This window comes from Marinobacter alkalisoli (assembly GCF_045449795.1).
GTDB lineage: Bacteria > Pseudomonadota > Gammaproteobacteria > Pseudomonadales > Oleiphilaceae > Marinobacter.
This window is the reverse complement of record NZ_JBJJLB010000002.1, coordinates 31,080-56,778: the sequence shown is the minus strand read 5'-3', so window position 1 is coordinate 56,778 and position 25,699 is coordinate 31,080. Positions and strand designations below refer to the sequence as shown.

Sequence of the window (25,699 nt, the reverse complement as noted above, 5' to 3'; positions counted from 1 at the left end):
GCTTTCTATCAAGCCTTTGGTAAACTAATCGGACAATAGCGACTTCGGGGCGCATGCCCAAGGAGTCGTGAATAGGGAAGAAAACTTCCAGGGAACAGGGAAAACCATGCTTTTCATTCAGTCGCTGGCCATCGCTGTGATGCTGCTCCAGCTTGATGACCCGCTATCTTCGAAAGCCCATCCGCTGGTTGAGCAGACCACCGCACAACAGACCAACCGGGCCCACCCCTACCTGCTGGGTATTGATGCTCCACCTGAGCAGGCTCCGATCGATCTGGGCAAGAGTATCCTGGCCTATTCCCGGGAACAGGATCAACTCGAAGCAGACGACCCGTTCACCACGGAGCAGGCCCCCTGGCCAGATTATGAGGCCCTGCCCAGGCCCGAAGGCGCCCTTTTCTGCCGCTGGTCCGATGCGCGTTGTGGAGTGCGGGTGCTATCGTCCTGGAATGAGACCCCGCCGCTTTCCCAGGTCGATAGAACATTACTCGACCGCTATCGCACCTTCATGGCCATGGATGGTTTCCAGTCGCTGACCAAACCATCGGCCCACGAACCTATGCCCAGATTCCACTACCTGCTCAGCGGTCACCGGCTTATGATGCTGCAAGTCATCCGGGATGCTGCGCTGGACGACCCCGCCAAGGCTGTGCAGCTTCTGACAAGCACACTTGCCAGGGTACGCGCCCAGTTAGCCCGGGCGGATACAATCGTTGGCAAAATGGCTTACCTGGCTCTGATGTCAGAGAACCTGGATGTACTCTCAGCCATACTTGCGCGACATGGCTATGAACTGGCGCCCACTCTGCCCCCCATGACCATGTCCGAACGGGATTTCGGTCTTGCCATGGCACGAGAGTTTGCCATGGTGTATTACCTGTTCCAGTCCATGGACCGGCACCCTCAGTTCTTTGATACCTTAAGCGAGAATACCTGGACACCGGGTTGGTGGGTTCGCATGGTTTTCAAACCCAACATGACCATCAATTCCGTGCTACCCGTCTATCTGCAGGCGATTGAGCTATCACGACTCCCCCCTGAAGACTATCTGGAAAAGATTACGGACATTGCTGAAAACGAGGTCAAAGCTTCCTGGCTGCGTAATCCGGCAGGAAGCATCCTCGCCAGGACGGGAGGCCCGCGATACGAGCGCTACGTGGCGGAAGCCTTCAACATCCACGGTAAGCTCAGTCTGTTGAATCAGATCATTGCCCTGGGAGGCGTTCCCGGCGATCTACAGCGGTTAAAGAATCCGCTGTCACGCACCGGTAACGGGGTCTACTGGTCCGATAACGGCAGGAAGTTGTGTCTGGAAGGGCCCGGTGAGGACGAACGAAGGTTTAGGTGCCTTTACGTGATACCCAATATGGGCAAATGAATGCCCATATTGGGTAGCATGCCGGCCAGGGCACTTACAACGCTGGAGCGGCCTCGCCCACTTCTACAGCCTCTGGCTCACACACATACTGCGCCGCATCAAATCGCTTTGTCTGCTGGCGGAACTGCCAGGTGAAACCCGGCCACAGGGTGGTGTTCTTGCCGTTTTCATTCACGTACCAGCTCTTACAGCCAGTCTGCCAGACGGAGTCGCCAAGTTTGGCGTGGATGGAGGCGTTGTATTTGCTCAGGGCGTCTTCCTTCACTTCCACGCTCTTCCAGCCGTGCTTCTGCATTTTCTTCAGAGCATCCAGCACGTACTGGATCTGGCTTTCGATCATGTACACCATGGAGCTGTGGCCGAGGCCGGTGTTGGGGCCCATCAGCATGAAGAAGTTGGGGAAGCCGTTGATGGTACTGCCCTTATAGGCTTCCGCGCCTTCTTTCCAGGCGTCCAGCAGGTCCTGGCCGTTGCGACCATAGACCATGCCGGCCGGGATCGGGTCCTGGGCCTTGAAGCCGGTGCCGTAGATGATGCAGTCCACTTCCCGCTCGTTGCCGTTGTTATCGACAATGACATTACCGCGCACTTCACGGATGCCGTCGGTGAGCACGTCCACGTTGTCCTGGGCCAGTGCCGGGTAGTAGTTGTTGGAGATCAGTACCCGCTTGCAGCCGAAGTGGAAATCCGGGGTCACTTTCTTGCGCAGTTCCTTGTCCTTGATCTGGTTGCGGATGTGGCGACGGGCCTGCAACTCACCGATCTTGAGGATGCGCGGGTTGCCCACGAAGCCCAGTACCCGCGCTTCCAGGGTCCAGTAGATGCTCTGGCGGAAGGCGTTCAGGGTCTGCGGGAACTTGCGGAACATCAGTTTCTCCAGCGGACGGATCTCGCGGTCCGGCTTGGGCACGATCCACGGCGGGGTACGCTGGTACAGGTCCAGGTGACCGGCCTCTTTGGCCACTTCCGGGACGAACTGGATCGCAGAGGCGCCGGTACCAATCACTGCAACCCGCTTGCCTTTGAAGTCGTAGCTGTGGTCCCAGTCCTGGGAGTGGAAGCTCTTGCCGGTGAAGCTCTCGATACCCTTGATGTGCGGGTAGGCCGGGGTGCTCAGGCCGCCCATGCCGGAGACCACAACATCAGCCTTGAAAGAGCTGAACTCTGGCAGGTCTTTATCTTTGCGATCCAGTTTGTCGCCGGGGTTGAGTCCTTTTTCCTGCATGTAGGCCCACAGTTTCGGGCTGTCGCAGGTTTCGACGGTCCAGCTCTGGGTCTTTTCGTCAAACTTTGCACCGGCCACGTGGGTGTTCAGACGCACGTGCTTCATCAGGTCGTATTTTTCAGCACACTGACGCAGGTAGGCCTGGATTTCTTTTTGCTGGGCGAACATGCGGCTCCAGTTCGGGTTTTGTTCGAACGAGAAGGAGTACAGGGCAGACTGCACGTCACAGGCGCAACCCGGGTAGTGGTTTTCGTGCCAGGTGCCGCCGACATCGTCGCTTTGCTCAAGGATCACGAAGTTGTCATATCCGGCTTCTTTGAGCTTGATGCCCATGCCCAGGCCGGAGAATCCGGTGCCGATGATGGCAATTTGTGCTGACTGACTCATAACTCTACCTCGTTGTTCGCTGGCCCATTGGCCTTGCCTGTTGTTGTCTGTTTCGCCATGATGATTGACGGTATACACATGTATACACGTCTCGGTAGACAGCTGTATACTCCGCTTCATCTAGAAACGGTCTATTGGCCTTACGTGACAACTGATTGTCCTGTCTTCCGGGCTTCCGGACTTCGCGGGAGGGTCTGGTTGGGCGGGCAGGGCTTCCGAAAACCGCTGCGAGTACGTCCNATGTACGCTTGCTCTCCGCCATCCTTGGCTACGAGCATTTTCGGAAGCCCTGCCCGCCCAACCAGACCATTAACTTTGGGTGGAAATCGCATGAACGTTTTAACCGGTGGGAAGCTGAAGCTGGTACAGGCTGGCCTTCGTCTGATTACCGAAAGCCGTAGCCTGACATCATTGGGACTTCGGGAACTGGCCCGCGAGGCGGGGCTCAATCCGAATACCTTTTACCGTCACTTCAAAAACCTGGACGAGTTCGGGCTGCAGGTGCTGGGATACATCGCCGCAGACATGAAGTCCGGCGTGCGGGAGCTCCGGCAAATGGCAGAATCTTCGGAGCAGGCTTCCCACGATACCGTCGCGTTTGTGTACCACTACTTTCTATCTAATCCTTCAGCGACCACCGTCGCGGTGCGGGAACTCCATGGTCCTTCTCCGCTGTTGCGCAAGGCCCTGGAAGCTCAGCTCAATGCCAGTGCCCGGGAAATGGCGGAGGATATTATCGAGCGGCAACTGGTCAGTGCCGTGCCGCCGGAAACCATTCACGAAATTTCCCGCATGACCATTCGCTACATTCTGTTCCGGGCCATGGATTACATCGAAAAACCGGAGCAGCGGGAGACCATTCAGCAGGAAACAGAGCGTTTTATTAACCGGCAGTTCCGGGGCGCCATGTTGGATAACCTGTCCCAGGATGAGATCGAAAAACTGGTGAACCAGTCCTCCTGACGGGTGAAGTAACTTACCGTTTTTTTGGGGTATTCCGGGCAATTCCGTCAACTTGAACTAGTATGTGGGTATCCAGACAACTGGTTCATCGGGCAACCCGGAGGACATTCCAACAATGAAAATAGGTATCCCCAGAGAAATCTTCAAGGATGAGCGGCGGGTAGCAGCCACACCACCGTCCGTTCACAAACTCGTTGGCCTTGGTTACGAGGTTGTTGTCGAAGCTGGCGCTGGCGAGGCCGCCAATTACTCGGATGAAGCCTACGAAAAAGTGGGGGCGGCGATAGCGGCCGATACCACGTTACTGTGGCAGGAAGCGGACTTTATCCTGAAGGTTCGCGCCCCCATGGAAAACCCCGCCCTGAACAAGCATGAAGTGGACTTGATGAAAGAGGGGGCGTTTCTGGTCAGCTATCTCTGGCCGGCGCAGAATCCGGAGCTGCTGGAGAAACTGGCAGCCAGGAAGATTACTTCGTTCGCCATCGACAGTCTGCCCCGCATCAGTCGCGCCCAGAAGATGGATGCCCTCAGCGCCATGGCGAATATTGCCGGCTATCGGGCGGTGATTGAGGCAGCCAACAACTTCGGGCGTTTCTTTACCGGGCAGGTGACGGCAGCAGGCAAGGTGCCGCCGGCCAAGATCATGGTGATCGGGGCCGGTGTGGCGGGCCTCGCTGCGATCGGCGCCGCCAACAGCATGGGCGCTATCGTTCGCGCCTTTGATACTCGTCTGGAGGTTAAGGAACAGGTCGAGAGTATGGGTGCCGAATTCCTTGAGCTGGATTTTGGGGACGAGGAAGGCAGCGGCAGTGGCGGCTACGCCAAGCAGATGAGCGATGAGTTCATCAAGGCGGAGATGGCGCTGTTCGCTGAGCAGGCTAAAGAGGTGGACATCATCATCACCACCGCGCTGATTCCCGGCAAGCCTGCACCGAAACTGATCACCGCCGACATGGTGAAATCCATGAAACCCGGCAGCGTGATTGTCGATCTGGCGTCCGAGCGCGGCGGCAACTGCGAACTGACGGAGCCGGGCAAGGTGGCCCATCACCACGGCGTGACGCTGATCGGCTACACCGACCTGCCCAGCCGCATGGCCAAGGTGGCCAGCGATCTTTATGCCACCAACCTGGTGCACCTGCTCACTGAACTGACCCCGGAGAAAGACGGCGAGCCCCAGGTCAACATGGAAGACGATGTCATCCGTGGCCTGACGGTGGTGCGGGAGAACGACATTACCTGGCCGCCGCCCCAGCCAGAGGCGCCGGTCAGCCCCAAACCGGCGCCGGGCACGGAGGAGCCGTCGGCTGCCGACAAGGCCGCGGCAAAGAAAGACGCCCACCGCCGCAGCCTGATTGGCAGGAGTGCCCTGCTGATCGTGACGGCCCTCGCGCTCTATGCAGTTGGCGCCCACGCGCCGGAAAGCTTCCTGCAACACTTTACGGTGTTTGTGTTGGCCTGCTTTATCGGCTGGCAGGTGATCTGGAACGTGACGCCGTCCCTGCACACCCCCCTGATGAGTGTGACCAACGCCATCAGCGGCATCATTGTGATCGGCGCCATTCTGCATCTGGCCCAAGCGGAGAATATTGCCGTCGGCATTATGGCCTTTGTCGCGGTGCTGATTGCCAGCATCAACGTGGGGGGCGGCTTCCGGGTCACCCATCGCATGCTCAAAATGTTCCGCAAGTAGGAGGCGCCCGATATGAGCACAGGATTGGTGAGCGTGGCCTACGTGGTCGCAAGTATCTGTTTTATCCTCAGCCTGGGCGGCCTTAGCCACCAGGAATCCGCACGGCGCGGTAACCTCTACGGCGTCGCCGGCATCATCATCGCGGTGGGGGCCACCCTTGCCAGCGTGGGTGACGGCGGCGTTATCGCTATTGTGATTGCGGTGCTACTTGGCGCCGGCATTGGGATTCCCATCGCCAACAAGGTGGAAATGACCCAAATGCCACAATTGGTCGCCCTGCTCCACAGCTTTGTCGGTCTGGCAGCCGTGCTGGTGGGCTTTTCCGGCTACATCGAACCGCTGATTGCAACGGTCGGAGCGGAACACACCATCAAACTGGTGGAGGTGTTTGTGGGCATCTTTATCGGTGCAGTGACCTTCACCGGTTCGCTGGTAGCCTGCGGCAAGCTGGACGGGCGCATCGACAGCAAGGCCCTCACCCTGCCCGGCCGGCACCTGATGAACCTGGTGGCGGTTATCGCCTGCGTGTTGCTGGGGGCCTGGTTCCTCGGTACCGACAGCATGGCATTTGGCCTGATCTCCCTGGTGCTAATGACCGCCATTGCCTCGGTGCTCGGCATTCACCTGATCATGGCCATCGGCGGGGCCGATATGCCGGTGGTGGTGTCCATGCTCAACAGTTATTCCGGGTGGGCTGCCGCCTCCATCGGCTTTATGCTGGGCAACGACCTGCTGATTGTAGTGGGTGCCCTGGTGGGCAGCAGCGGTGCCATCCTCAGTTACATCATGTGCAAGGCCATGAACCGGTCGTTTATCAGTGTGATCCTCGGCGGTTTTGGCCAGACGACAAGCAGCGCCAGCGCTACCGATCCGGACCAGACGGTGTACGAATCCAGTGCCGATGAAGTCTGCGAGGAACTGCGCAACGCCGATTCCGTCATCATCGTGCCCGGCTATGGCATGGCGGTGGCCCAGGCTCAGAACGGAGTCAGCGATATGACCCGGATACTGCGTGAGCGGGGCGTGAACGTGCGATTTGGTATCCACCCGGTGGCCGGCCGTCTGCCCGGGCACATGAACGTGCTGCTGGCGGAAGCTCACGTACCCTACGACATCGTGCTGGAAATGGACGAGATCAACGCCGATTTCCCGGAAACCGACGTGGTGCTGGTGATCGGCGCCAACGATACGGTGAACCCGGCCGCCGCCGAGGATCCCGGCAGCCCCATTGCCGGCATGCCGGTACTGGAGGTATGGAAAGCGCGGCAAGTGGTGGTTCTCAAGCGGGGCATGGCCACCGGTTATTCCGGTGTCGAGAACCCGCTGTTCTTCAAGGACAACACCCGTATGCTGTTCGGTGACGCCAAGGAAAGTATCGACAAACTGGTAGGAGGGTTGCGGGGCTGATCGATCAGGCCTCTGCCACTCTTGCTAAAACCGCTCAATCTGCCGGGACTGACTCTGGCTGTCCCGGCAGCCCGGTTCGATCAGATCGCGGCAGAAGCGCCTATCAACTCGGCCTGCTACTTATCCACCAAGGTTGCGGACAAGCATGATGGGGCCGGTCAGAGAGATCCCCCAGGCGAACAGGGCCAGCAGGCCATCCCTCGAAATCATGGTCAGGCCAAATAGCACAAGGGCTACGCCGGCAATACTGGAGCTGAACGGGACAACTTCCGTTGCCGGCATCACCACGGCAATCACCATACAACCCAGCGCCATCGCATAAAGTCCGGGCCCCTTGACCAACAGGGTAAGCCGCGGGCGGATCAGGCGATCAATCTTTCTGGCGGGCGGGCGCAACAACGTCAGTCCCTGCAAGAGCTTCTGGCGTGCCACCTTCCGCTGCACCAGCCAACCCGGTAACCAGAAATGCTGTCGTCCCAGCAAAACCTGTCCCAGGGTCAACAGGGTCAGCAACCCCATCAGCGTCGGTATTCCCGGCACACCGCTCAGCGGTGTAACCAGGATGAGCCCCACCAGAAGCACCACGGGCCCGAACGTTCTGCGCCCTATGGCATCCATCATTTCCCCGATGGACACGTGGGAACGGTCGGTCACCACGGCCTCCAGCCGGTCCAGTAACTGTTCTATATTCGCCGGGTCACTCTGGTCATCCATTACCCCAGCCTCCCGAGTCCTGGCGCCTATTCGGTGGTGTTATAAACGTAGGATGCCACCGTTCCGTCCTGATTGAATCGCACCACCAGGTCCGTTGTTTCGGCGTCACCAAAGGCGGACCAGCGGTACTTGCCGTATGTCCAGGTACGCTTGCCATCCTCAACACCGGTGCGCCAGGGCTCGCCAAACATGTCCTGAATATCCGCCCGGGTGGTTTCTCCGATTTCGATCTGGTCAACATTGTGGGTGGCAAAGTCCTGGCCGACGGTGGCACAGCCGGCAACGGTTAACGACAAGACAACCAGAATCATGGCAGAAAAAGATGCAACGGGCCTCATGATATATCCTTTTTTTGATGATCAGGCCGTCAATCATACGGGTTTTGAAACAAGGTTAAATTACAGCACAGACAGACACAAAAAAGCCCCGGCGGCTGGCCGGGGCCCACGTCAACGCGTCATACAATCAGTAAAGCTTGGCCAGTGACTTCTTGGCAAACGCCTCCACTTCGTGGATGCGGCCTTCCTTCACCTTGACCAGCCATTCCGGATCCTGCAGCAGGGCACGACCAACGGCGATCAGCTCGAACTCGTGGTTATTCATACGCTCCACCAGTTCGTCAATGCCGGCCTGCTCCACCGCTTCTTTCTTGCTGGCGAAGGTGCCGCTGATGAAGTCTTCGGTCAGGCCCACGCTGCCAACAGACATGGTCGGCTTGCCAGACAGCTTCTGGGTCCACCCCGCCAGGTTGAGGTCGGAGCCTGCGAATTCCGGTTCCCAGAAACGGCGGGTCGACGCGTGGAAGATATCCACACCGGCGTCCACCAGGGGCTTCAGGAACTGTTCCAGCTCCTCCGGCGTATTGACCAGTTTCGCCTCGTAATCCTGCTGCTTCCACTGGGAGAACCGCAGCATAATCGGGAAATCCGGGCCTACGCGGTGGCGCACGGCTTCGATGATTTCCACCACAAAGCGCAGACGGTTTTCCATGCTGCCGCCGTACTCATCGTCACGCTGGTTAGTGCCTTCCCACAGGAACTGGTCCAGCAGGTAACCGTGGGCACCGTGGATCTCGACACCGTCGAAACCAAGCGCCTTGGCATCCTGGGCGGCGTCGGCGAAGGCATTGATCACATCGTCAATGTCGCCCTTGCTCATGGCCTTGCCGTTGGGCTTGCCCGGCGCAAACAGGCCGGATGGGCTGTAGCCCGGCACTTTCGGATCTGGTTCCGTGCCTTCCTTGCGCACCGCGCCCACATGCCACAACTGGGGGAAGATAGCGCCGCCGGCTTCATGAACCGCATCAACAACGTCCTTCCAGCCGGCAAGGGCTTTGTCGCCGTGGAAAAACGGCACGTTCGGGTAACCGTTGGCGCCGGGATGGTTCACCGTGGTGCCTTCAGTGATCAGCAGTCCCACGCCACCTTCGGCGCGACGACGGTAATAGTCCACCACTTCCTGACTCGGCGCATTGCCTGGCGAGAAATTGCGAGTCATCGGTGCCATGGCAACGCGGTTGCGCAGGGTCAGGTTATGGATTTCGAAGGGGTCAAACATAGGACCAAGATTCATGCTCATAGTAGATCGCAACCTCATTAATCTGGTTTCTTTATGCAACCCTATTTAATCTGGTTTTAAAATGCAACCCTATTAGGTAGACTTCCCGATATGGCCAGAAAACGTTTTGATGATTCCAGTTGCTCCGTCGCCCGTGCCCTGAATGAAGTGGGGGACTGGTGGTCTCTGCTTGTGGTGCTGCACGCCATGTATGGCACCCGTCGCTTTGTGGACTTCCAGCAGGAACTGGGCATTGCCCGCAACATCCTCTGTGACCGTCTGGCCCGATTGGTGGACAACGAAGTCCTGAAAAAAGTGGATGTGGGCGAACACGGCTCCCGCTTCGAGTACCGTCTGACCGAGAAAGGCCGTGACCTGTTCCCGATCGTGATTGCCCTGCGCCAGTGGGGTGACAAGTGGAACCCGGCGCCGGATCAGGCGCCGCTGGATCTTCGGGACCGTGAAACCGGCCGCACCATTCGCCCGGTGGAAGTCCAGGATGTCGATGGCAAACCGCTGACGGTTCGTGATGTATTCGTGCCGGACGGCAAAAAGAAGACCGGCTGACAAGCCGTCTTCCCCCTCACCTGTCATTTTATTGAGTTGAATCAATCTCTCAGCGAACACTCCGATACCGGGCGCGTAGACTTGCGCCATATCAAGTTTCCACTCGCCATAGTCCTTAACCTGTCGCCATCGACTATTCAGGTTCAAGGAGATGTCCATGTCCCGTACGTTCACCTTCAGTGTTATGGCTGCCGGCATTCTGGCAGCAGCCCCTGTTGCTCAGGCCTATGAGGCCGGTGATTTCATGTTGCGGGCCGGCCCCGCCCACGCAGCCCCGGATGACTCCAGTAGTGACCTGGCGTTTTCAGGGAAAGGCCCGCAGGCCGGCCAGGATCTGGCGTTGCCGGGTACCGGTGTGGCCGTCGATTCCAACAGTCAGCTCGGGATCACGGCGACCTACATGATCACCTCCCACATTGGCGTTGGCGTTCTGGGAGCCACTCCATTCAAGCACAACATCAGCGGTGCTGATGGCCTGGACGGCGTTGGCAAGCTGGCGGAAACCAAACACTTACCACCCACACTGACCCTTCAGTATTTTCCCATGGACAGCGCATCCCGGCTTCAGCCATACGCTGGCGTGGGTGTTAACTACACCACCTTCTTTGAGGAAAAAACCACCAATACGCTCAATGCCGTGATTGATTCCGTGGCACAGGCAAACTTCGGCACCCCTGCAGGCACTGTTGACGGTTCGAAACTGGATCTGGATGACAGTGTTGGCGTTGCCCTGGAGCTGGGCGTTGATTACATGCTGGACGAGCATTTCGGGCTGAACGCAGCCATTTGGTGGGTAGATCTTGAAACTGACGCCACCATCACGGCGCTGTCCGGCGACACGGAAGTGGGCGAGATCACCACGGACGTGGAAATCGATCCGATGGTTTACATGGTGGGCTTTACCTACAAGTTCTGATCCCCGTGCCCGCCGGAAACCTCACGGTCTGTGGGTTTCCGGCAGGTACGTTCTCTTGTGCGGGGCTTCGGCCCCGCCTTTTTATTGCAGCAATGCCGGGGGCCGGTTACGCGCTTTGGCGAGCCGGTGAACGCCGGCCCTGACCACCGCCGCCGTTCTGGCTGCGGCCGCCACTGCGACCAGCCGGCTTGGAGCCAAAGCTGCGGCCATTGCCGGCCGGTTTGCCGTTACCACCACCGTTACGATTACGGGCACGGCTCGGATCGGCCTTGGCTTTGGGCTTGAGCGGCAGGTTGTTGGTCGGCTCGAAGCCTTCCACGCTCTTGCGCGGCAGTTGCTTCTTGATCAGCCTTTCGATACCCGCCAGCATCTTGCCTTCATCGGCACTGACCAATGACAGCGCGTGGCCACTTTCACCGGCACGACCGGTACGGCCAATACGGTGAACATAATCTTCCGGCACATTGGGCAACTCGAAGTTCACCACCTGGGGCAACTGTTTGATGTCGAGGCCACGGGCCGCGATATCGGTTGCTACCAGCACACGCACTTCACCCTGCTTGAAGTCCGCCAGCGCACGGGTGCGGGCACCCTGTGACTTGTTGCCATGGATCGCCGCAGCGGTAATACCGTCGCGCTCCAGTTTCTGGGTCAGGCGGTTGGCGCCATGCTTGGTACGGGTAAACACCAGCACCTGCTCCCACGCATTGTCACGCACCAGCTTGCTCAGCAGGGCGGTTTTCTGGCTCTGGTCTACCGGGTAGACGGACTGCTTGATGCTTTCCGCCGCGGTATTACGGGCCGCGACTTCCACCTGAACCGGGTTATCCAGCAGGCCCTTGGCCAGGGTGCGAATCTCGTTGGAGAAGGTGGCGGAGAACAGCAGGTTCTGGCGTTTGGCCGGCAACAGCGCAAGAATCTTGCGGATGTCACGAATGAAGCCCATGTCCAGCATGCGGTCGGCTTCGTCGAGCACCAGGATTTCCACTTCGTTGAAGCGAACGGCGTTCTGCTGGTACAGGTCCATCAGCCGACCCGGTGTTGCCACCAGTACGTCCAGACCCTTGCGCAGCTTCATCATCTGCGGATTGATTTTCACGCCACCGAAAACCACAGCGGCCTTGGTGGGAACGTATTTGCTGTACAGGTTTACACTGTCGTGAACCTGAGCCGCCAACTCACGGGTGGGCGTCAGGATCAGGGCACGGGGACCCTTGCCGGTGCGCGGGTTCTCACCAATGCGCTGCAACAGCGGCAGGGTAAAGCCGGCGGTTTTGCCGGTGCCGGTCTGGGCGGCAGCCATCACATCCCGGCCAGAAAGCACGGCAGGAATTGCCTGGGCCTGAATGGGAGACGGGGTATCATAACCCTGATCGGAAGTGGCACGGACCAGCTGCTCGGACAAACCGAGTGAAGAAAAACTCATATTGGATCAACTCTTGATTGTTCTGCCTCCACGACCACCGTTCTCGGCGAATGCGGGCAGATGCCATGAAAATTCATGGAATAATAGACGACTACGGTCACGCGCCGTTAACGGGGTGACGTCCTCTGACAGGTCGTATCGGATAGGTCGCAAAGGGCACAGGGCCGGAAACTGCGGAAATCCTTAGAGGCAGGATGCAGGCACGGTAACAGAGGGTCCGGAAAATAGCCATAGGTGCTTTTCATAACTTTTTATAATTATTTACTCTGCAGATGCGCTAAACCGTTCTCCCCCGATTGGGCCAAACTGGCGATTGTACAGCCGACAATCCCCACCTCGTTGAATTCAAAGTGATACATTCAGGTTACGGGTTCGTAACCAGACACGTCACTTACAACAAGAGAGGTCTTCAATGACTCCGACCCTGAAAATTGCATTGGTCGCCCTGACCGCTACTGCCCTTGTCGGTTGCGGCCAGAACGACACTTCCAGCGGAACATCTGCCAAGCAACTGGCGCCACCGGAAGAAACCGGCGTGCTGGAAGTAGCCACCCGCAATGGGTCCACGACCTACTACCTGGATCGTCACGAAAATCCCATCGGCCCGGAACACAGCCTGGTCACCCGCTTTGCCGAGAGTAAAGGCTGGCAGGTGCAGTGGACCATGCATGATTCCACCTCTGATGTACTAAAAGCGCTGGAATCCGGAGCCACCCATCTTGCCGCAGCCGGTTTGACACACCTGCCCTCACGGACAGAACGCTTCACCCAGGGCCCGGCCCACACCGAAATTACCGAACAGCTGGTGTGCCATCGGGAAATGCGCCCGCTTCCCCGCAAGCCCGAGGCTCTGGCTGACGTAGGCATTACGGTGACAGCGGATTCAAGCTACGTTGAAACCCTGAACAGTCTGGCAACGGAGCATGAGGGCGTCGAATTCAAGGAGGACGACGGTCGGACAACCGAAGTATTGCTGTCTGCGGTTGCAGAGCAATCCCTCGATTGCACCGTGGCTGATTCCAACATTGTTCAGGTCATGCGCCGCCACTTCCCTCATCTTGAAGTAGCGATGAACCTGAGCTCCGGCAAGAACCTGGGATGGTACCTCCCGGCCGGGTCCGAGGAACTGGCAGGCAGCGCCCGCGAATGGATGAACAGTACCGCCGGCGATGAAGCCATCGGTTTTATGGAAAGCCGGTATTACGCTTACATCGGCGAGTTTGATTTTGTCGACCTGAGAGCACTGAACCGCCGCCTTGAAGAGCGGCTTCCCAAATTTGTCACTCACTTCGCTGACGCGGAAGCCACCACCGGGATGCCCGCTGACCTGCTGGCTGCGCTGTCCTACCAGGAGTCTCACTGGGATCCCGCTGCGGTATCCGCCACCGGGGTTCGGGGCATCATGATGCTGACCAAGAATACCGCGCAATCCCTGGGCGTCACCGACCGCCTCGACCCGGTGGCCGCCATTGACGGCGGTGCGCGTTACCTGGCCGATCGTCATCGCCGCCTGCCGGATACCATTCCGGAACCAGACCGCACCTTCCTGGCCCTGGCCAGCTACAACATCGGTCGCGGTCACTTGCTGGACGCCCGCCAACTGGCGCGGGACCTGGGCAAAAATCCGGATTCCTGGGATGACATGAAAGAAGTGCTGCCCCTGAAGGCCGACAAGCGCTACTACCCCAAAACCCGTTACGGTTATGCTCGGGGATATGAACCGGTTCACTACGTGCAGCGCATTCGTAACTATCGGGATGTGATCAGTGTTGCCTTTGACGACGGCTAGCCCGGGCGTTAGCTGACAAAACCCTTGAGGATCTTCTCCCAGCGTTCGTAGATAAAGAAGTGGCCCCCGTCGGGCAACAGGGTCAACTCGCTGTTGGTGAGCCATTCGTCCAGGCGAATGGCCTGCTGCACGTCCACCTGGCCATCCTGGTGGCCGTGCCATAGATAAACCGGAAGATTCAGCTGGTCCGGTGAGAGATCGGGGGTACGGGCCACGGCCTTAAGATCCTCCACAAACCCTCCGGAGCCGCGACTGCAGGACTCCGCCATGGCCCGCACATACTGGTCCCGGGTTTCCGGGTCTTCCAGCAGCCGCCGGTCAGCGTCCGATCCCAGATGCTTGCGGGGATTCCGCAGGATACTCCGGGCCATCTGGTTGAGGATTTTTTCCGCCAGCGATGGCGCTTTGTCCGCCAACGTCACAGCCAGGCGAAACAGCCCCTTCAGCGGACGCCCGCCGGGATCGGTCTGGGGCGGAGCCAGGGCAGACACCAGCCCCAGCCTTTCAACACGCTCACCCAGGTGGGCCGCACAATGCAGCGCCAGAAAGCCGCCCAGCGAATACCCCAGCAGCAGGAAGCGATCCAGCTCCAGGTGATCCGCCAGCGCCGCCACGTCCTCAGCCAGGTGGTGGGTGGTGCGATCCTCCAGGGCATCGGATCGGCCATACCCCGGCCGGTCTGGCACAATCAGCCGCAGGTTGAGGCGATGGAGGACGTCCAGGCTACCGGGCACTTCCAGGCGAGACCCGCGCACACTGTGGAAAAAGATAATCGGGCGTCCGCCCGGCTCGCCATACTGGCAATAGGACAGCGTTCGCCCGTCCGCTGTCTGGAAGTAACGAGTTTCGATTTCATCCTCGCGCTGCCAGGACGCGGTGCGATCGGTCATCTCCGGCAGGCTGTTGCCGATCGGGGCAAGTCCGGACAGAATCAGCGACACCAGCTCCGCCTGACGGCTGGTGTCGGTCTTGCGGAAAATGGACTTGAACTGGCTGCGCACCGTATGTTCCGACACACCACGGCGTTCTGCCATTTCACTCAACGACAGCCCCTCAATCAGGTGCCGCGTGAGAGACGCTTCCGCCGAGCTCAGGCCATAGAGATCGGCGACCGTGGCCTCGTTCACCAGATTGTTGATGTCAGGATTGGAAATGAACAGCGTGACAACGGAAGCGTCCTGTCGCTCAGACTCCCGCACCACATCCGCCGGACACACCATCAGGGATACCGCGCGCGCCGCACTATGGTCGTTGAGCATCAGGGTGTGACTGGTGCCCGCCCGCAAAGACTGCTGGATGGACTGATGCAGAGTACGGTGGTGTTCGCGGTTGTTGATCCGAACGCGCCCGCCATGATTACCGAGAATGCCACTCTCGCGCAGGCTGATGTCGGCCTGACGGTTCATGGTCAGGATATTGAGGCCATCATCCACCAGAGCGATGCCCACCGGTAACATTTCCAGGGTCTGCCCCAGCAGATCCTGGGCAGTCTCGCCCTGGCGCATCGCCTGCTCCATCTCCAGCGCCTGACTGATATGGGGCAGCAGCTCATCCATGATCCGGCTACGGGCGTCACGATCCCGATAGACCGGGTCCTCATCGAACGGATTGGCGGTTTCCTTCAGGGCGCTGACCAGCTCCGGCCAGCGCTCCCGGTCCTGTGCAGCCTGGTAAACCAGCAGCGCCAGCTCTGAGGTGGTAAACGGTTGTGAAGACATGGCTCTCTAATAGATCTTCGCAGCACCCTCTGGTCGGCTCTTGAACCGCTTGTGCAGCCACAGGTACTGGTCCGGAAACTCCCGAATGGTGGATTCGATAAAGCGGTTCCAGGTTTCGGCATCCCGGGTTTCGTCCTGGCCGAAGTCTTCCTGAATGGGGGAAAACTCCACGCGATAGCGACCATCAGGCAACCGCAAATGGCTGACACAGAGCACAGCCGCACCGGACTCCCGCGCAATATAGCTGGGGGAAGTGATGCAGCCGGCATCCACGCCAAAAAACGGCACGAAAAGCTCGGTCTTGCGACCGAAATCCTGGTCACAGGCAAACCACACCTGGCCGCCATCCTTAAGGAACTTCATCATCCTGGGCAGCTGGCGCTTGGAAAACGAGCGAATATTGAAGTGACGGCGCCGGCCTTTTTCGATCATACGATCAATGACGGGGTTATCGTTGGGGCGGTACATATACCCCGGCTTGTCCAGTTTGCAGGCAATCAGCGGCAGGGCGAAATCAAAAATGCTGTAGTGGGCGCCGATCAGCAGGACACCCCGGTTTTGCGCCTTTGCCTCCTCCACGTGCTCCAGCCCGTGTATTTCCGTGCTCTCGCAATAGCTGGACATGTCCCGCCACCAGGCGTGGGTACTTTCCAGAAAGCCACGGGTACAGGCGATAAAATTATCCTGCACCAGTTGCTCCCGGTCATCCTCGGCCAACTCGGGCAGACAGGCAGCGAGGTTGGTGTGGGCCACCCTGGAACGGGATTTCAGCTTGCGCTCCAGAAAACACCCCAGGCGCTTGCCAAAGCGCTGCTTGACCGGCATTGGCAGCAACGACAGCAGGTACAGCGTGAAGACAATCAGCCAGGAGGACCAGTAAACCGGATGCCACAGAGACTTGTTTTTCTTTCTGGCCGTTTTCGACATACATCAATAGCCTTTACTGCAATTAATAAGGCCAAAGAGCCTGACATATTCCCGCACCGACTTACAGATGCTTTAGGTAACCGGGCCCGCAGGCCCGGTAAGCCATTATGAGCCGAACAGCGCCGACCGCAACGGTTTCAGGAAGCCGGTGGAGCTCTCCGACGCGTCACGGGAGAGCTCGCCATCAAACTCCAGGTAGCCATCCTCGATGGGATCAAAACGCAGGATCTTCACGTCCTCCAGATAATTCTGTGAGCCTTTCCACGGGCCGTGAGTCCCCTGCTTCGGCAGCCGATCCTCCGCGCGCTTGATATAGCCGGAGCTAAGGGCGCCCAGAATGGTATCTTCACCAAGGCTGTTCTCGGTATCCCGCGGAACCACCACACGGCTACCCTTCTTGTCCATGTGATTGATCAGGCGGCACAGGTATTCAGCGGCGATATCCGCCTTCAGGGTCCAGGAGATGTTGGTGTACCCGAAGATCATGGCGGCATTGGGTATGCCTTCCACCAGCACGTTCTTATAGATGATCTTGTCCTTCATCACCACTGTCTCGCCATCCACCGCCGGCTTGATACCACCGAGCATCTGAATATCCAGGCCGGTGGCCGGAATGATGATGTCCGCTTCCAGCTCTTCACCGGATTTCAGGCGAATACCGGTTTCGGTGAAACGCTCGATGTGGTCTGTGGCGATAGAGGCCTTACCGGACTTCAGCGCCTTGAACAGATCGCCATCCTTGACCACGCACAGGCGCTGATCCCACGGATTGTAGTCCGGCGTGAAGTGGCGCATGTCCGCCTTACCGTTCACCTGATGCTTGATCACGCTCAGGAACAGCCGGCGCATGGCCTTCGGACTCTTGCGGGAACGCTCGTACAACAGGCGCGCGATGGAGATGTTGCGGGCGCGGGTGATCTTGTAGGCCGCTTTGGCGGGCAGCACTTTCTGCAGGCCCAGGGTCACCTTATCGGTAGACGGCAACGGCATCAGGTAGGTGGGCGACCTCTGCAGCATGGTGACGTGCGCCGCCTCCTCCGCCATAGTCGGCACCAGGGTAATGGCGGTGGCGCCACTGCCGATCACCACGACTTTCTTGCCGGCATAGTCCAGATTCTCGGGCCAGTGCTGGGGGTGAACCACCTCGCCCTTGAAGTTCTCTTCGCCGGGGAAGTCGGGCTTGTAGCCCTTGTCGTAGTTGTAGTAACCGGTGCAGCCCACCAGGAAACTGGCGGTGAAGGTTTCGGTCTCGCCGCTCTCTTCCCGCTCGGCGGTCACCGTCCAGCACTTGTCGGCACTGGACCAGTCCGCGGTTTTTACCGCCAGACCGTATTGAATGTGCTTGTCGACGCCGTTTTCCTCGGCCGTTTCTTTCACATAATTTTTGATGGAGGCGCCATCCGCCAGCACCTTGCCACCGGTCCACGGACGGAAATTGTAGCCGAAGGTGAACATGTCGGAATCGGAACGGATGCCCGGGTAACGGAACAGGTCCCAGGTACCGCCCAGAGACTGGCGGCGTTCGAGGATGGCGAACGATTTGCCCGGACACTCGCGGTTGAGGTGGCACGCCATGCCAATGCCGGAAACGCCGGCGCCGATAATCAGTACATCAAAATGTTGTTGGCTCATGGTAGCGGCCTCGCTCCTGATAAAATCTTTCTGGCCCTGTCCCTTAAAATATGGGTTCGGGCCAACCATGATCCAACGTTAGCGATTTACGGCAACCGGTGAATTGGCCAATCTCCCGGTTGCCGGGTGTTCAGCGGGCCAGTCGGGGATCCCGGCCTATTCGTCCACCTCCATCTGGAAGCCGCCATAAATCAGCCGCTTGCCATCGAAAGGCATGGGGTTGACGTCGGCCTGCAGGCGCGGATCTTCCATCACCTTTGGCATCGCGGCGTTACGCACTTCCTTCGACGGCCAGGTGATCCAGGAAAACACCACCGTTTCCTCAGGCTGACACTTCACGGCCATCGGGAAGGAGGTGACCTTACCCTCGGGCACGTCGTCCCCCCAACACTCCACCAGGCTCAGGGCGCCGTGCTCCTTGAATACCACCGCAGCGTCCCGGGCATGCTGGATGTATTTTTCCTTGTTGGCGGTTGGCACCGCGGCTACAAAACCATCCACATAGGTCATGTTCCAATCTCCTGTCTGATTGTCCGCTGGCTCCATTCAGTCCTTCGGTGGCAGGTCCCGCACCGGACGAACTTCAATACTGCCCAGGCGCGCCGGCGGAATATGGCTTGCCAGTTGCAGCGCCTCGTTCAAATCCCGGGCCTCCAGCAGATAGAACCCTGCCAGCTGTTCTTTGGTTTCAGCGAAGGGACCATCCGACATCAGAACCTCGCCATCCCTGACCCTCAAGGTGGTGGCACTGCCCACCGGCTGGAGCGCCTGGCCGGCCAGGAATTTACCCTTGTCAGCCAGATTCTCCACACAACGGATGCACTCCTGATTGAGGTCATGCCACTGCTGCTCGGTCATGTCATTGATGATCTGTTCCCGGTAGTAAACCAATGCCACGTATTTCATGGGGGGTCTCCTTTGTCTTGTCCCGTGTCCTTGTCGTCCGCCGGTCGGTGATTTCGACACCGAACGGGAATTTTATTGCCCGCCGCCCCGCCCCATCTCGGATAACCGCTTCTGAAGAAAACGCTTTTCCTGGGCCTGGTTTGCCAGCGACAACGCGCGTTCGTAGGCCACCCGAGCCTGCTCTCCATGCCCGGCACGTCGGTGCAGGTCGGCCAGGGCGGCGTGAAACAGGTGGTAGTTCTGGATGGCTTTGTGGGAAGACAGACCCTCCAGCAGAGCTACGCCGGCTTGCGGCCCTTCCAGCATCGCCACCGCCACGGCCCGGTTCAGGGCAACAACCGGCGTCGGCGAACGTTGGTAGAGCAAATCATAGAGACCCGTGATGTCGTGCCAGTCCGTCTGCTCAAAACTCGCTGCATCGGCGTGGGCGGCGGCAATTGCGGCCTGCAGGGTGTAGCCGCCGGCCGGCGACTGCCCCAGCGCCCGCATCAGCCATGCCTTGCCCAGGCGGATTTCGTCCTTGTCCCACAGGGTCCGGTCCTGGTCTTCCAGCGTCACCAGTTCGCCATGCTCATCCACCCGGGCCGCCTTGCGGGCGTCCTGCAGGCGCATCAGGGCAATCAATCCGAATACTTCGCCGTTCGGAAGCAGCACTGCAAGCAATTCCGCAAGGCGGATGGCCTCGGCGGTCAGACTGGCGTCGATCAACCCCTCCCCTTCGGTGCGGGCGTAGCCTTCATTGAACATCAGGTAGATAACATGGAGGACTGCCCCAAGACGCTCCGGCAGGCGCTTGTCGTCGGGGACTTCGTAGGGAATGCCCGCCTCGCGGATTTTGCGCTTGGCACGGACAATCTTCTGGGCCAGCGTGGTGGGCTTCTGTAACAACGCCCTTGCCACCTGTTCCGTGGTGAGCCCACAGACCTCCCGCAGCGTCAGCGCCAATTGCGATTCCACCGCCAGCGCAGGGTGACAACAGGTAAAGATCAGCCGCAACTGGTCATCCTGCAGGGACGAATCCGCCAGGTCCGGGGTGTCGGATTCGTCCATGGTCCGAGCCAGTTCGTCGGCGTGGAAGCGAACGGTCTGTCGCCGTCGGATCTGGTCAATGCCCCGGTTCTGGCCACAGCGAATCAACCAGGCCAGCGGATTATCCGGCGCTCCCTGGTCCGGCCACTGCTGGGCGGCGGCTGCAAACGCGTCCTGCAGCGCCTCCTCTGCCAGGTCAAATTCCCCCAGCAAACGGATCAGCGTCGCCAGCACCTGCCTTGAGTGCTGGCGGTAAAGAACGTCCAGATCCAGAGCATCCATCTCATTGATCCAATAGCTGACGATAAAGTTATTGGGATAAAACTATTGAATAGTGTCGTACATCTTTTGGCAGGTTGTCGTGCGCGGATTCATTAAATCGACATTACGAACGACGATCAGACTCTCCGCCCAGCAGCGGCTCTATTACATCCGGATACTTTTTCTTCAGGCGATGGAGGCGAATAATGGTGATGATGTTGGTCACCAGCACCATGCCCTCGGCCAAGGTTCCACCCACCGAGCCAATCACGATGTTATTGAGCATCCATGACAGTGCCGCCAGCCCGAGCACAATCCGCAACGATATGCCCCGCAACATGAACATACCCACCGTACCCAGAACTGCGGCTGTCAGTGGAAAGACATCCGTCGGTACCCGCCAGGTCACCGCAGCCACCAGAAGGTTGACCGCCAGAATCACCGTCATGATGCGCCAACTGCCCAGAAACTTACGCGCCAGGGCAATCCGCAGGATCACCAGCACCGTCAACGCCGCTGCGGTCCAGCTTTGAAAGAACGCGAACATCAGGGCGAAGGCAACGTTGGCGGAAATCAGCAGCACCATCAGCCGGTCGTCATTCCTGTTGGCAAATCCGGCAACGCAGAAGCCCAGGGCAATCAGACCGCAGACCTGCCCCAGCATGGCGGCCAGGGACATGTCGGCAAAGAATCCGATCATAACCCCTCAGCCAACCGGCGAATCAACTCACCGGCTGGCACTTCCCGGCAACCGGACGCATTTTGCCCGGACCACAGGGGTGAAAAATCACCGGATCCCGCCCCTTCAGCCTTTGCTCGCAAGGGTGCAATGGCCGATGTCGCCAGGGGAAACGCCGGAGCAACCCCGGACATCGGGCCAAGCTCACGCATCACCCGGTTCATGATGCCCCGGGCGGGCCCACCAGAGAATAGATTGGTCAGGGCGGTGTGACGGGCTTGCGGGCTTTTCAGTGCCTCCCGATGGACCGGGCGTGTAGTGGCTTCCGGGCACAGCAGGAATGCCGTGCCCAACTGGACTCCGGCGGCCCCCAGATCCATGGCCGCACGGATGCCCCGGGCATCGGCAATCCCGCCAGCAGCAATAACCGGGCAGCGCACTGCTTCGATAACCTGCGGCAGCAGCGCAAATGTACCCATCTGGGTGGACAGGTCCCGGGTCAGGAAGATTCCCCTGTGACCGCCCGCCTCCAGCCCCTGGGCAATGATCGCATCCACCCCCCGTTCGTCCAGCCAGACCGCCTCTTCAACCGTGGTTGCGGTGGAAATGACTTTGGCGCCAGTGGCTTTTACGCGCTCCAGCAAGGTGTTCTCGGGTAGCCCGAAATGAAAACTGACCACCGCCGGCCTATAGGTCTCCACCAGTTCGGCAGCTTCCTCGTTAAACGGAGTGCGGCCACCGCCAGCGGGGATGGCTTCCGGATCGATACCGTACTCCAGGTAGTATGGCGTCAGCGCTTCCCGCCAGGCCCGTTCCCGGGCATCATCCGGCTCGGGCGGCTTGTGGGCAAAGAAGTTCACATTGAAGGGTTTGGCGGTACCCGCCGCCAGCGTTTCCAGCTCGGCGCGCAAGGCATCGGCACCCAGCATGGCGCAGGGCAGCGACCCCAGGCCGCCGGCGTTGGACACCGCCAGGGCCAGTTCACTGCCCTGAACCCCCGCCATCGGCGCCTGGATGATAGGTAACTCGATTCCCAGAAGTGTCTGCAGCGTCATATCCATTACCCCCTCTCCCTGAAACCCTCCCAGACTGCCACAATGCCCACAATTGAGCCACGGCATTGCCTGTGCCAAAGCGATCTGATTCTAAACGTATCTGATTTGTAGCTATTTGTACCGCAATTGAAAATTCGCCACATGGCTGACAACCGTTGTGCTATTGGTTAGGCGATCAAGCAACGTCAATAAAGGAAAATGGAGAAAAGTGACCAATGGAACTAAGTAAAAAGATCGGATTGATCGCTCTGGGCTGCGCTTTCACATTGAACGCTCACGCTGCTTCGCCCTGGGAGAACAGGATTTATGTAAGCGGGGGCGTTGGGTACAACACTTTTGACGTTGACGATGAACTTGAGTTCGATACCTACGGTTTAACAGGTAAATTTGGCATAAGATTCACACCGTATTTAGGGGTGGAAACCCGGCTGGCTGTTGGTGTCACGGAAGATAGTTGGACAATACCGGATGGCACTACTCTGTCTGGCGACTACAAAGACATCGATGTGACCCATGAATACTCAATTGGCCAGTATGTTGTGCTGGGTTACGCCAATGAGTCCAGTTTCTACCCTTACGTCTCCCTTGGCTACGCCGCATCCGGCGGAAAACTCGAACTCAACCCGGTAACCAAAGAAAATCGGAATGACGAAGCTCCGAAAGTAAGTGAGTCGCTGGATGACTCAGACTTCTCATACGCCTTCGGTTTCAACCTGGTCATTCAGCAAGATTTAGCCGTGACTGCCGAATACATTTCCTATCTGGACACTGATGACGCGGACTTAAGTGGCTTCTCCGTTGGATTGACTCGCCAATTCTGATCGGCCCGGGTTTAAAATGTCCGCTCCGAACAGCGGACATTTCCAGGAGGGCAATCCGATCAGATTAAGAATTCGGCCAATCTGTTTGTCAGAATTCATCATTGATGAATGCGCCGTCATTGCGCAATCATCACAAGATACCATCGCCGGATGCGACAAATGGACCAGTACCTGAAGCCTACCGAGTTTTTTGACTACGATGATCCCAAGCTGGGCTTATGGATTCGTCACCAGTTGCAAAATGTGCCGGATGATCCTGTCGAACAGGCGAAAGCCCTGTACCTGGCGGTACGGGACACCGTGAGCTACAACCCCTACGTGTTCCAGACGGATCCCGGGACGTTCAGCGCCAGTTACGCACTGGAAAGCGGCGAAACCTACTGCATTCCCAAAGCGGTGCTGCTGGGTGCGGCGGCGCGTTCCGTTGGCATTCCCAGCCGGCTGGGCCTGGCGGATGTGCGCAATCATTTATCCAGCCAGAAGCTGATCGATTACCTGCAGTCCGATATCTTCCGCATGCACGGTTTCATTGAACTGTACCTCAATGACCGCTGGGTCAAAGCCACCCCCGCCTTCAACGCCCGGTTATGCGAGCTGATGGACGTGGAGCCACTGGAATTCGATGGCGTTAACGATTCCATTTTCCAGGAATACACCGAATCCGGCGAAGCCCACATGGAATACGTCAATGATCACGGCGTGTTCGACGACGTTCCCCACGAATTTATCGTGGACGGAATTCGGGCCGCCTACGGGCACCTGTTTGCGCGGGATGACATTCAGCCTGAATTCTCAGGCAGTCTCGAAGACGATGTGTCGGAAGGCTCTACCCAGCCATAGCCCGGAGCTATAAAAAAGGCAGGCCATGGAGGCCTGCCTTGCTCTCATCAGGAGTTCCGGACGATCAGGCTGCCTGATCGTCCTCATCTTCAGCCGAGTTGCGGATCAGGAAGTCGAAGGCACTCAGTGCCGCCTTCGAGCCTTCACCCATCGAGATCACGATCTGCTTGTAGGGCACGGTGGTGGCGTCGCCAGCCGCAAACACGCCAGGAATGGACGTTTCATTGCGGTCATTGACGATGATTTCACCATGCTGACTCAGCTCGATATCACCTTTCAGCCACTCGGTGTTGGGCACCAGGCCGATCTGGACGAACACGCCTTCCAGCGCCACGTGGTGACTCTCACCGGTGTTGCGGTCGGTGTACTGAAGGCCATTCACCTTGCCGTTCTCACCGGTGATTTCGGTGGTCTGACCAGAGGTGATGATCTCCACGTTCTTCAGGCTGCGCAGCTTCTTCTGCAGCACCTCGTCCGCCCGCATTTCCGCGCCGAACTCGATCAGGGTGACATGGCCGACGATGCCCGCCAGGTCGATCGCCGCTTCCACGCCGGAGTTGCCGCCGCCAATCACCGCCACGCGCTTGCCCTTGAACAGCGGGCCGTCACAGTGCGGGCAGTAGGCCACACCCTTGTTGCGATATTCTTCCTCACCGGGCACGCCCATCTGACGCCAGCGGGCGCCGGTGGACAGCACCACTGTGCGGGATTTCAGCGATGCGCCATTGGCCAGGCGAACCTCATGCAGGCCACCTTTCCGGCTGGCCGGGATCAGCTTCTCGGCGCGCTGCATGTTCATGATGTCCACATCGTATTCAGTGACATGCTGCTCCATGGCACTGACCAGTTTCGGACCCTCGGTATAGGGCACGGAAATCAGGTTCTCGATGCCCATGGTATCGGCGACCTGGCCACCGAAGCGCTCGGCGGCAATCCCGGTGGAGATACCCTTACGGGCAGCGTAGATGGCCGCAGCCGAGCCAGCCGGCCCCCCGCCAATGACCAGTACTTCAAAGGCGTCTTTGCCGTTGATCTTTTCGGCTTCGCGGGCATCGGAGTTGGTATCCAGCCTGGCCACAATTTCTTCCAGCGTCATCCGGCCCTGGCCGAAGTTCTCGCCGTTCAGATAAACGCTCGGCACCGCCATGACTTCGCGCTTCTCGACTTCGTCCTGGAACAGGGCACCATCGATGGAGGTGTGCTTGATCTTCGGGTTCAGCACGCTCATCAGGTTGAGGGCTTGCACCACGTCCGGGCAGTTCTGGCAGGACAGGGAAAAATAGGTTTCGAACTCGAACTCGCCGTCCAGGGACTGAACCTGCTCAATCACCTCTTGGGAGGCCTTGGACGGATGGCCGCCCACCTGCAGCAGGGCCAGCACCAGCGAGGTGAACTCGTGGCCCATGGGAATGCCAGCGAAACGCACTCCAATATCGGTGCCCACACGATTGATCGCGAAGGAAGGGCGACGCACATCCGGATCTTCCTCGGTGCGCAGGCTGATCTTCTCAGACATGGGCTCCAGCTCTTCAAGGAGCTCACGCAGCTCCTGGGACTTCTTGCTATCGTCATAGGCGGCAACCAGCTCGATCGGCTGCTGCAGCTTATCCATATACGCCTTGAGTTGTTCCTTGATGCTGGCATCCAACATAGTCGTGCTTCTCCTTTAGAGACTGAAACTGGGTTTCTGAAATTGAAACGGGTCAATTAATATGAGATGCAATGAAGATACGGACTGGCAAGCCAATGCTCAAATTAATTGCCCCAAACGGTTTGATAGGACTTTGCTATGCCCTTTCAGTGGATGCT

Annotated in this window: 23 protein-coding genes; 9 read left to right on the top strand and 14 right to left on the bottom strand. The window is 58.6% G+C overall.

The window, feature by feature from the left end; translation table 11 throughout:
• Positions 1-106 precede the first annotated feature (106 nt).
• Positions 107-1,378: a hypothetical protein gene (locus tag ACJO3M_RS00285; protein ID WP_406998653.1), complete on the top strand. Its 1,272-nt coding sequence runs from the start codon at positions 107-109 to the stop codon at positions 1,376-1,378.
• A gap of 34 nt (positions 1,379-1,412) precedes the next feature.
• Here ACJO3M_RS00285 and ACJO3M_RS00280 read toward each other — a convergent pair whose 3' ends face one another.
• A complete protein-coding gene (locus ACJO3M_RS00280) occupies positions 1,413-2,990 on the bottom strand; it encodes a flavin-containing monooxygenase (RefSeq protein WP_406998651.1) in 1,578 nt (525 codons plus the stop codon).
• A 330-nt stretch (positions 2,991-3,320) separates the two neighbouring features.
• On the opposite strand from ACJO3M_RS00280, the gene ACJO3M_RS00275 reads away from it, so the two are divergent.
• The 3 genes from ACJO3M_RS00275 to pntB all read left to right on the top strand — a co-directional run bounded on the left by ACJO3M_RS00275 (position 3,321) and on the right by pntB (position 7,053).
• Positions 3,321-3,953 carry a TetR family transcriptional regulator gene (locus tag ACJO3M_RS00275; protein WP_406998649.1) on the top strand — a complete coding sequence of 211 codons (633 nt, stop codon included), beginning with the start codon at positions 3,321-3,323 and terminating at the stop codon, positions 3,951-3,953.
• 115 nt (positions 3,954-4,068) lie between these two features.
• Positions 4,069-5,646, top strand: coding sequence for a Re/Si-specific NAD(P)(+) transhydrogenase subunit alpha (locus ACJO3M_RS00270; RefSeq protein WP_406998647.1), 1,578 nt, complete (start codon positions 4,069-4,071; stop codon positions 5,644-5,646).
• A gap of 12 nt (positions 5,647-5,658) precedes the next feature.
• Positions 5,659-7,053, top strand: coding sequence for a Re/Si-specific NAD(P)(+) transhydrogenase subunit beta (gene pntB, locus ACJO3M_RS00265; RefSeq protein ID WP_406998645.1), 1,395 nt, complete (start codon positions 5,659-5,661; stop codon positions 7,051-7,053).
• A gap of 120 nt (positions 7,054-7,173) precedes the next feature.
• Here pntB and ACJO3M_RS00260 read toward each other — a convergent pair whose 3' ends face one another.
• From ACJO3M_RS00260 to ACJO3M_RS00250, 3 genes are all read right to left on the bottom strand, one after another.
• A complete protein-coding gene (locus tag ACJO3M_RS00260) occupies positions 7,174-7,767 on the bottom strand; it encodes an exopolysaccharide biosynthesis protein (protein WP_406998643.1) in 594 nt (197 codons plus the stop codon).
• A gap of 26 nt (positions 7,768-7,793) precedes the next feature.
• On the bottom strand, positions 7,794-8,105 hold the full coding sequence (bamE, locus tag ACJO3M_RS00255) for an outer membrane protein assembly factor BamE domain-containing protein (RefSeq protein ID WP_406998641.1): 312 nt from the start codon (positions 8,103-8,105) through the stop codon (positions 7,794-7,796).
• Positions 8,106-8,232: 127 nt separating this feature from the next.
• Positions 8,233-9,345, bottom strand: a complete 1,113-nt coding sequence (locus tag ACJO3M_RS00250) for an NADH:flavin oxidoreductase (protein WP_406998639.1) — start codon at positions 9,343-9,345, stop codon at positions 8,233-8,235.
• Between the two features lie 90 nt (positions 9,346-9,435).
• On the opposite strand from ACJO3M_RS00250, the gene ACJO3M_RS00245 reads away from it, so the two are divergent.
• Together ACJO3M_RS00245 and ACJO3M_RS00240 are read left to right on the top strand one after the other, a co-directional pair.
• Complete coding sequence (locus ACJO3M_RS00245; protein ID WP_406989594.1) at positions 9,436-9,891, top strand: winged helix-turn-helix transcriptional regulator; 456 nt, start codon at positions 9,436-9,438, stop codon at positions 9,889-9,891.
• Positions 9,892-10,048: 157 nt separating this feature from the next.
• On the top strand, positions 10,049-10,807 hold the full coding sequence (locus ACJO3M_RS00240) for an OmpW/AlkL family protein (protein WP_406998637.1): 759 nt from the start codon (positions 10,049-10,051) through the stop codon (positions 10,805-10,807).
• Between the two features lie 106 nt (positions 10,808-10,913).
• On the opposite strand, the gene ACJO3M_RS00235 is transcribed toward ACJO3M_RS00240, so the two are convergent.
• On the bottom strand, positions 10,914-12,233 hold the full coding sequence (locus ACJO3M_RS00235) for a DEAD/DEAH box helicase (RefSeq protein WP_406998635.1): 1,320 nt from the start codon (positions 12,231-12,233) through the stop codon (positions 10,914-10,916).
• A 412-nt stretch (positions 12,234-12,645) separates the two neighbouring features.
• Here ACJO3M_RS00235 and mltF point away from each other — a divergent pair, with 412 nt between their 5' ends.
• Positions 12,646-14,022: a membrane-bound lytic murein transglycosylase MltF gene (gene mltF, locus ACJO3M_RS00230; RefSeq protein ID WP_406998634.1), complete on the top strand. Its 1,377-nt coding sequence runs from the start codon at positions 12,646-12,648 to the stop codon at positions 14,020-14,022.
• A gap of 8 nt (positions 14,023-14,030) precedes the next feature.
• Here the strand turns inward: mltF and ACJO3M_RS00225 are convergent, their stop codons facing one another.
• The 8 genes from ACJO3M_RS00225 to ACJO3M_RS00190 form a co-directional block, all read right to left on the bottom strand.
• Positions 14,031-15,740: a bifunctional helix-turn-helix transcriptional regulator/alpha/beta hydrolase gene (locus ACJO3M_RS00225; protein ID WP_406998632.1), complete on the bottom strand. Its 1,710-nt coding sequence runs from the start codon at positions 15,738-15,740 to the stop codon at positions 14,031-14,033.
• Positions 15,741-15,746: 6 nt separating this feature from the next.
• The gene (locus tag ACJO3M_RS00220; protein WP_406998630.1) at positions 15,747-16,667 is read right to left on the bottom strand and encodes a lysophospholipid acyltransferase family protein; all 921 of its coding nucleotides are present in this window, start codon (positions 16,665-16,667) and stop codon (positions 15,747-15,749) included.
• A 105-nt stretch (positions 16,668-16,772) separates the two neighbouring features.
• A complete protein-coding gene (locus ACJO3M_RS00215; RefSeq protein ID WP_406998628.1) occupies positions 16,773-18,299 on the bottom strand; it encodes a flavin-containing monooxygenase in 1,527 nt (508 codons plus the stop codon).
• A gap of 156 nt (positions 18,300-18,455) precedes the next feature.
• On the bottom strand, positions 18,456-18,809 hold the full coding sequence (locus ACJO3M_RS00210) for a DUF1428 domain-containing protein (RefSeq protein ID WP_406998626.1): 354 nt from the start codon (positions 18,807-18,809) through the stop codon (positions 18,456-18,458).
• Positions 18,810-18,845: 36 nt separating this feature from the next.
• On the bottom strand, positions 18,846-19,205 hold the full coding sequence (locus tag ACJO3M_RS00205) for a YciI family protein (RefSeq protein ID WP_406989603.1): 360 nt from the start codon (positions 19,203-19,205) through the stop codon (positions 18,846-18,848).
• A gap of 72 nt (positions 19,206-19,277) precedes the next feature.
• Positions 19,278-20,516 carry an RNA polymerase sigma factor gene (locus ACJO3M_RS00200; RefSeq protein WP_406998624.1) on the bottom strand — a complete coding sequence of 413 codons (1,239 nt, stop codon included), beginning with the start codon at positions 20,514-20,516 and terminating at the stop codon, positions 19,278-19,280.
• 103 nt (positions 20,517-20,619) lie between these two features.
• A complete protein-coding gene (locus ACJO3M_RS00195) occupies positions 20,620-21,195 on the bottom strand; it encodes a YgjV family protein (RefSeq protein ID WP_406998622.1) in 576 nt (191 codons plus the stop codon).
• On the bottom strand, positions 21,192-22,229 hold the full coding sequence (locus tag ACJO3M_RS00190; RefSeq protein ID WP_406998862.1) for an NAD(P)H-dependent flavin oxidoreductase: 1,038 nt from the start codon (positions 22,227-22,229) through the stop codon (positions 21,192-21,194). The genes ACJO3M_RS00195 and ACJO3M_RS00190 overlap by 4 nt, the downstream gene beginning before the upstream one ends.
• A gap of 215 nt (positions 22,230-22,444) precedes the next feature.
• On the opposite strand from ACJO3M_RS00190, the gene ACJO3M_RS00185 reads away from it, so the two are divergent.
• Positions 22,445-23,050 (top strand): porin family protein, encoded by a 606-nt coding sequence (locus tag ACJO3M_RS00185; RefSeq protein ID WP_406998620.1) that lies wholly within the window; start codon positions 22,445-22,447, stop codon positions 23,048-23,050.
• A gap of 159 nt (positions 23,051-23,209) precedes the next feature.
• Positions 23,210-23,890: a transglutaminase-like domain-containing protein gene (locus ACJO3M_RS00180; protein ID WP_406998618.1), complete on the top strand. Its 681-nt coding sequence runs from the start codon at positions 23,210-23,212 to the stop codon at positions 23,888-23,890.
• Positions 23,891-23,954: 64 nt separating this feature from the next.
• On the opposite strand, the gene ahpF is transcribed toward ACJO3M_RS00180, so the two are convergent.
• Positions 23,955-25,541, bottom strand: a complete 1,587-nt coding sequence (ahpF, locus tag ACJO3M_RS00175; protein WP_406998616.1) for an alkyl hydroperoxide reductase subunit F — start codon at positions 25,539-25,541, stop codon at positions 23,955-23,957.
• Between the last annotated feature and the right edge of the window lie 158 nt (positions 25,542-25,699).

Coding starts and splice junctions, on each gene's coding strand:
- ACJO3M_RS00285 (WP_406998653.1), top strand. CDS start 107: ATGCTTTTCATTCAGTCGCTGGCCATCGCTGTGATGCTGCTCCAGCTT.
- ACJO3M_RS00280 (WP_406998651.1), bottom strand. CDS start 2,990: ATGAGTCAGTCAGCACAAATTGCCATCATCGGCACCGGATTCTCCGGC.
- ACJO3M_RS00275 (WP_406998649.1), top strand. CDS start 3,321: ATGAACGTTTTAACCGGTGGGAAGCTGAAGCTGGTACAGGCTGGCCTT.
- ACJO3M_RS00270 (WP_406998647.1), top strand. CDS start 4,069: ATGAAAATAGGTATCCCCAGAGAAATCTTCAAGGATGAGCGGCGGGTA.
- pntB (WP_406998645.1), top strand. CDS start 5,659: ATGAGCACAGGATTGGTGAGCGTGGCCTACGTGGTCGCAAGTATCTGT.
- ACJO3M_RS00260 (WP_406998643.1), bottom strand. CDS start 7,767: ATGGATGACCAGAGTGACCCGGCGAATATAGAACAGTTACTGGACCGG.
- bamE (WP_406998641.1), bottom strand. CDS start 8,105: ATGAGGCCCGTTGCATCTTTTTCTGCCATGATTCTGGTTGTCTTGTCG.
- ACJO3M_RS00250 (WP_406998639.1), bottom strand. CDS start 9,345: ATGAGCATGAATCTTGGTCCTATGTTTGACCCCTTCGAAATCCATAAC.
- ACJO3M_RS00245 (WP_406989594.1), top strand. CDS start 9,436: ATGGCCAGAAAACGTTTTGATGATTCCAGTTGCTCCGTCGCCCGTGCC.
- ACJO3M_RS00240 (WP_406998637.1), top strand. CDS start 10,049: ATGTCCCGTACGTTCACCTTCAGTGTTATGGCTGCCGGCATTCTGGCA.
- ACJO3M_RS00235 (WP_406998635.1), bottom strand. CDS start 12,233: ATGAGTTTTTCTTCACTCGGTTTGTCCGAGCAGCTGGTCCGTGCCACT.
- mltF (WP_406998634.1), top strand. CDS start 12,646: ATGACTCCGACCCTGAAAATTGCATTGGTCGCCCTGACCGCTACTGCC.
- ACJO3M_RS00225 (WP_406998632.1), bottom strand. CDS start 15,740: ATGTCTTCACAACCGTTTACCACCTCAGAGCTGGCGCTGCTGGTTTAC.
- ACJO3M_RS00220 (WP_406998630.1), bottom strand. CDS start 16,667: ATGTCGAAAACGGCCAGAAAGAAAAACAAGTCTCTGTGGCATCCGGTT.
- ACJO3M_RS00215 (WP_406998628.1), bottom strand. CDS start 18,299: ATGAGCCAACAACATTTTGATGTACTGATTATCGGCGCCGGCGTTTCC.
- ACJO3M_RS00210 (WP_406998626.1), bottom strand. CDS start 18,809: ATGACCTATGTGGATGGTTTTGTAGCCGCGGTGCCAACCGCCAACAAG.
- ACJO3M_RS00205 (WP_406989603.1), bottom strand. CDS start 19,205: ATGAAATACGTGGCATTGGTTTACTACCGGGAACAGATCATCAATGAC.
- ACJO3M_RS00200 (WP_406998624.1), bottom strand. CDS start 20,516: ATGGATGCTCTGGATCTGGACGTTCTTTACCGCCAGCACTCAAGGCAG.
- ACJO3M_RS00195 (WP_406998622.1), bottom strand. CDS start 21,195: ATGATCGGATTCTTTGCCGACATGTCCCTGGCCGCCATGCTGGGGCAG.
- ACJO3M_RS00190 (WP_406998862.1), bottom strand. CDS start 22,229: ATGACGCTGCAGACACTTCTGGGAATCGAGTTACCTATCATCCAGGCG.
- ACJO3M_RS00185 (WP_406998620.1), top strand. CDS start 22,445: ATGGAACTAAGTAAAAAGATCGGATTGATCGCTCTGGGCTGCGCTTTC.
- ACJO3M_RS00180 (WP_406998618.1), top strand. CDS start 23,210: ATGGACCAGTACCTGAAGCCTACCGAGTTTTTTGACTACGATGATCCC.
- ahpF (WP_406998616.1), bottom strand. CDS start 25,541: ATGTTGGATGCCAGCATCAAGGAACAACTCAAGGCGTATATGGATAAG.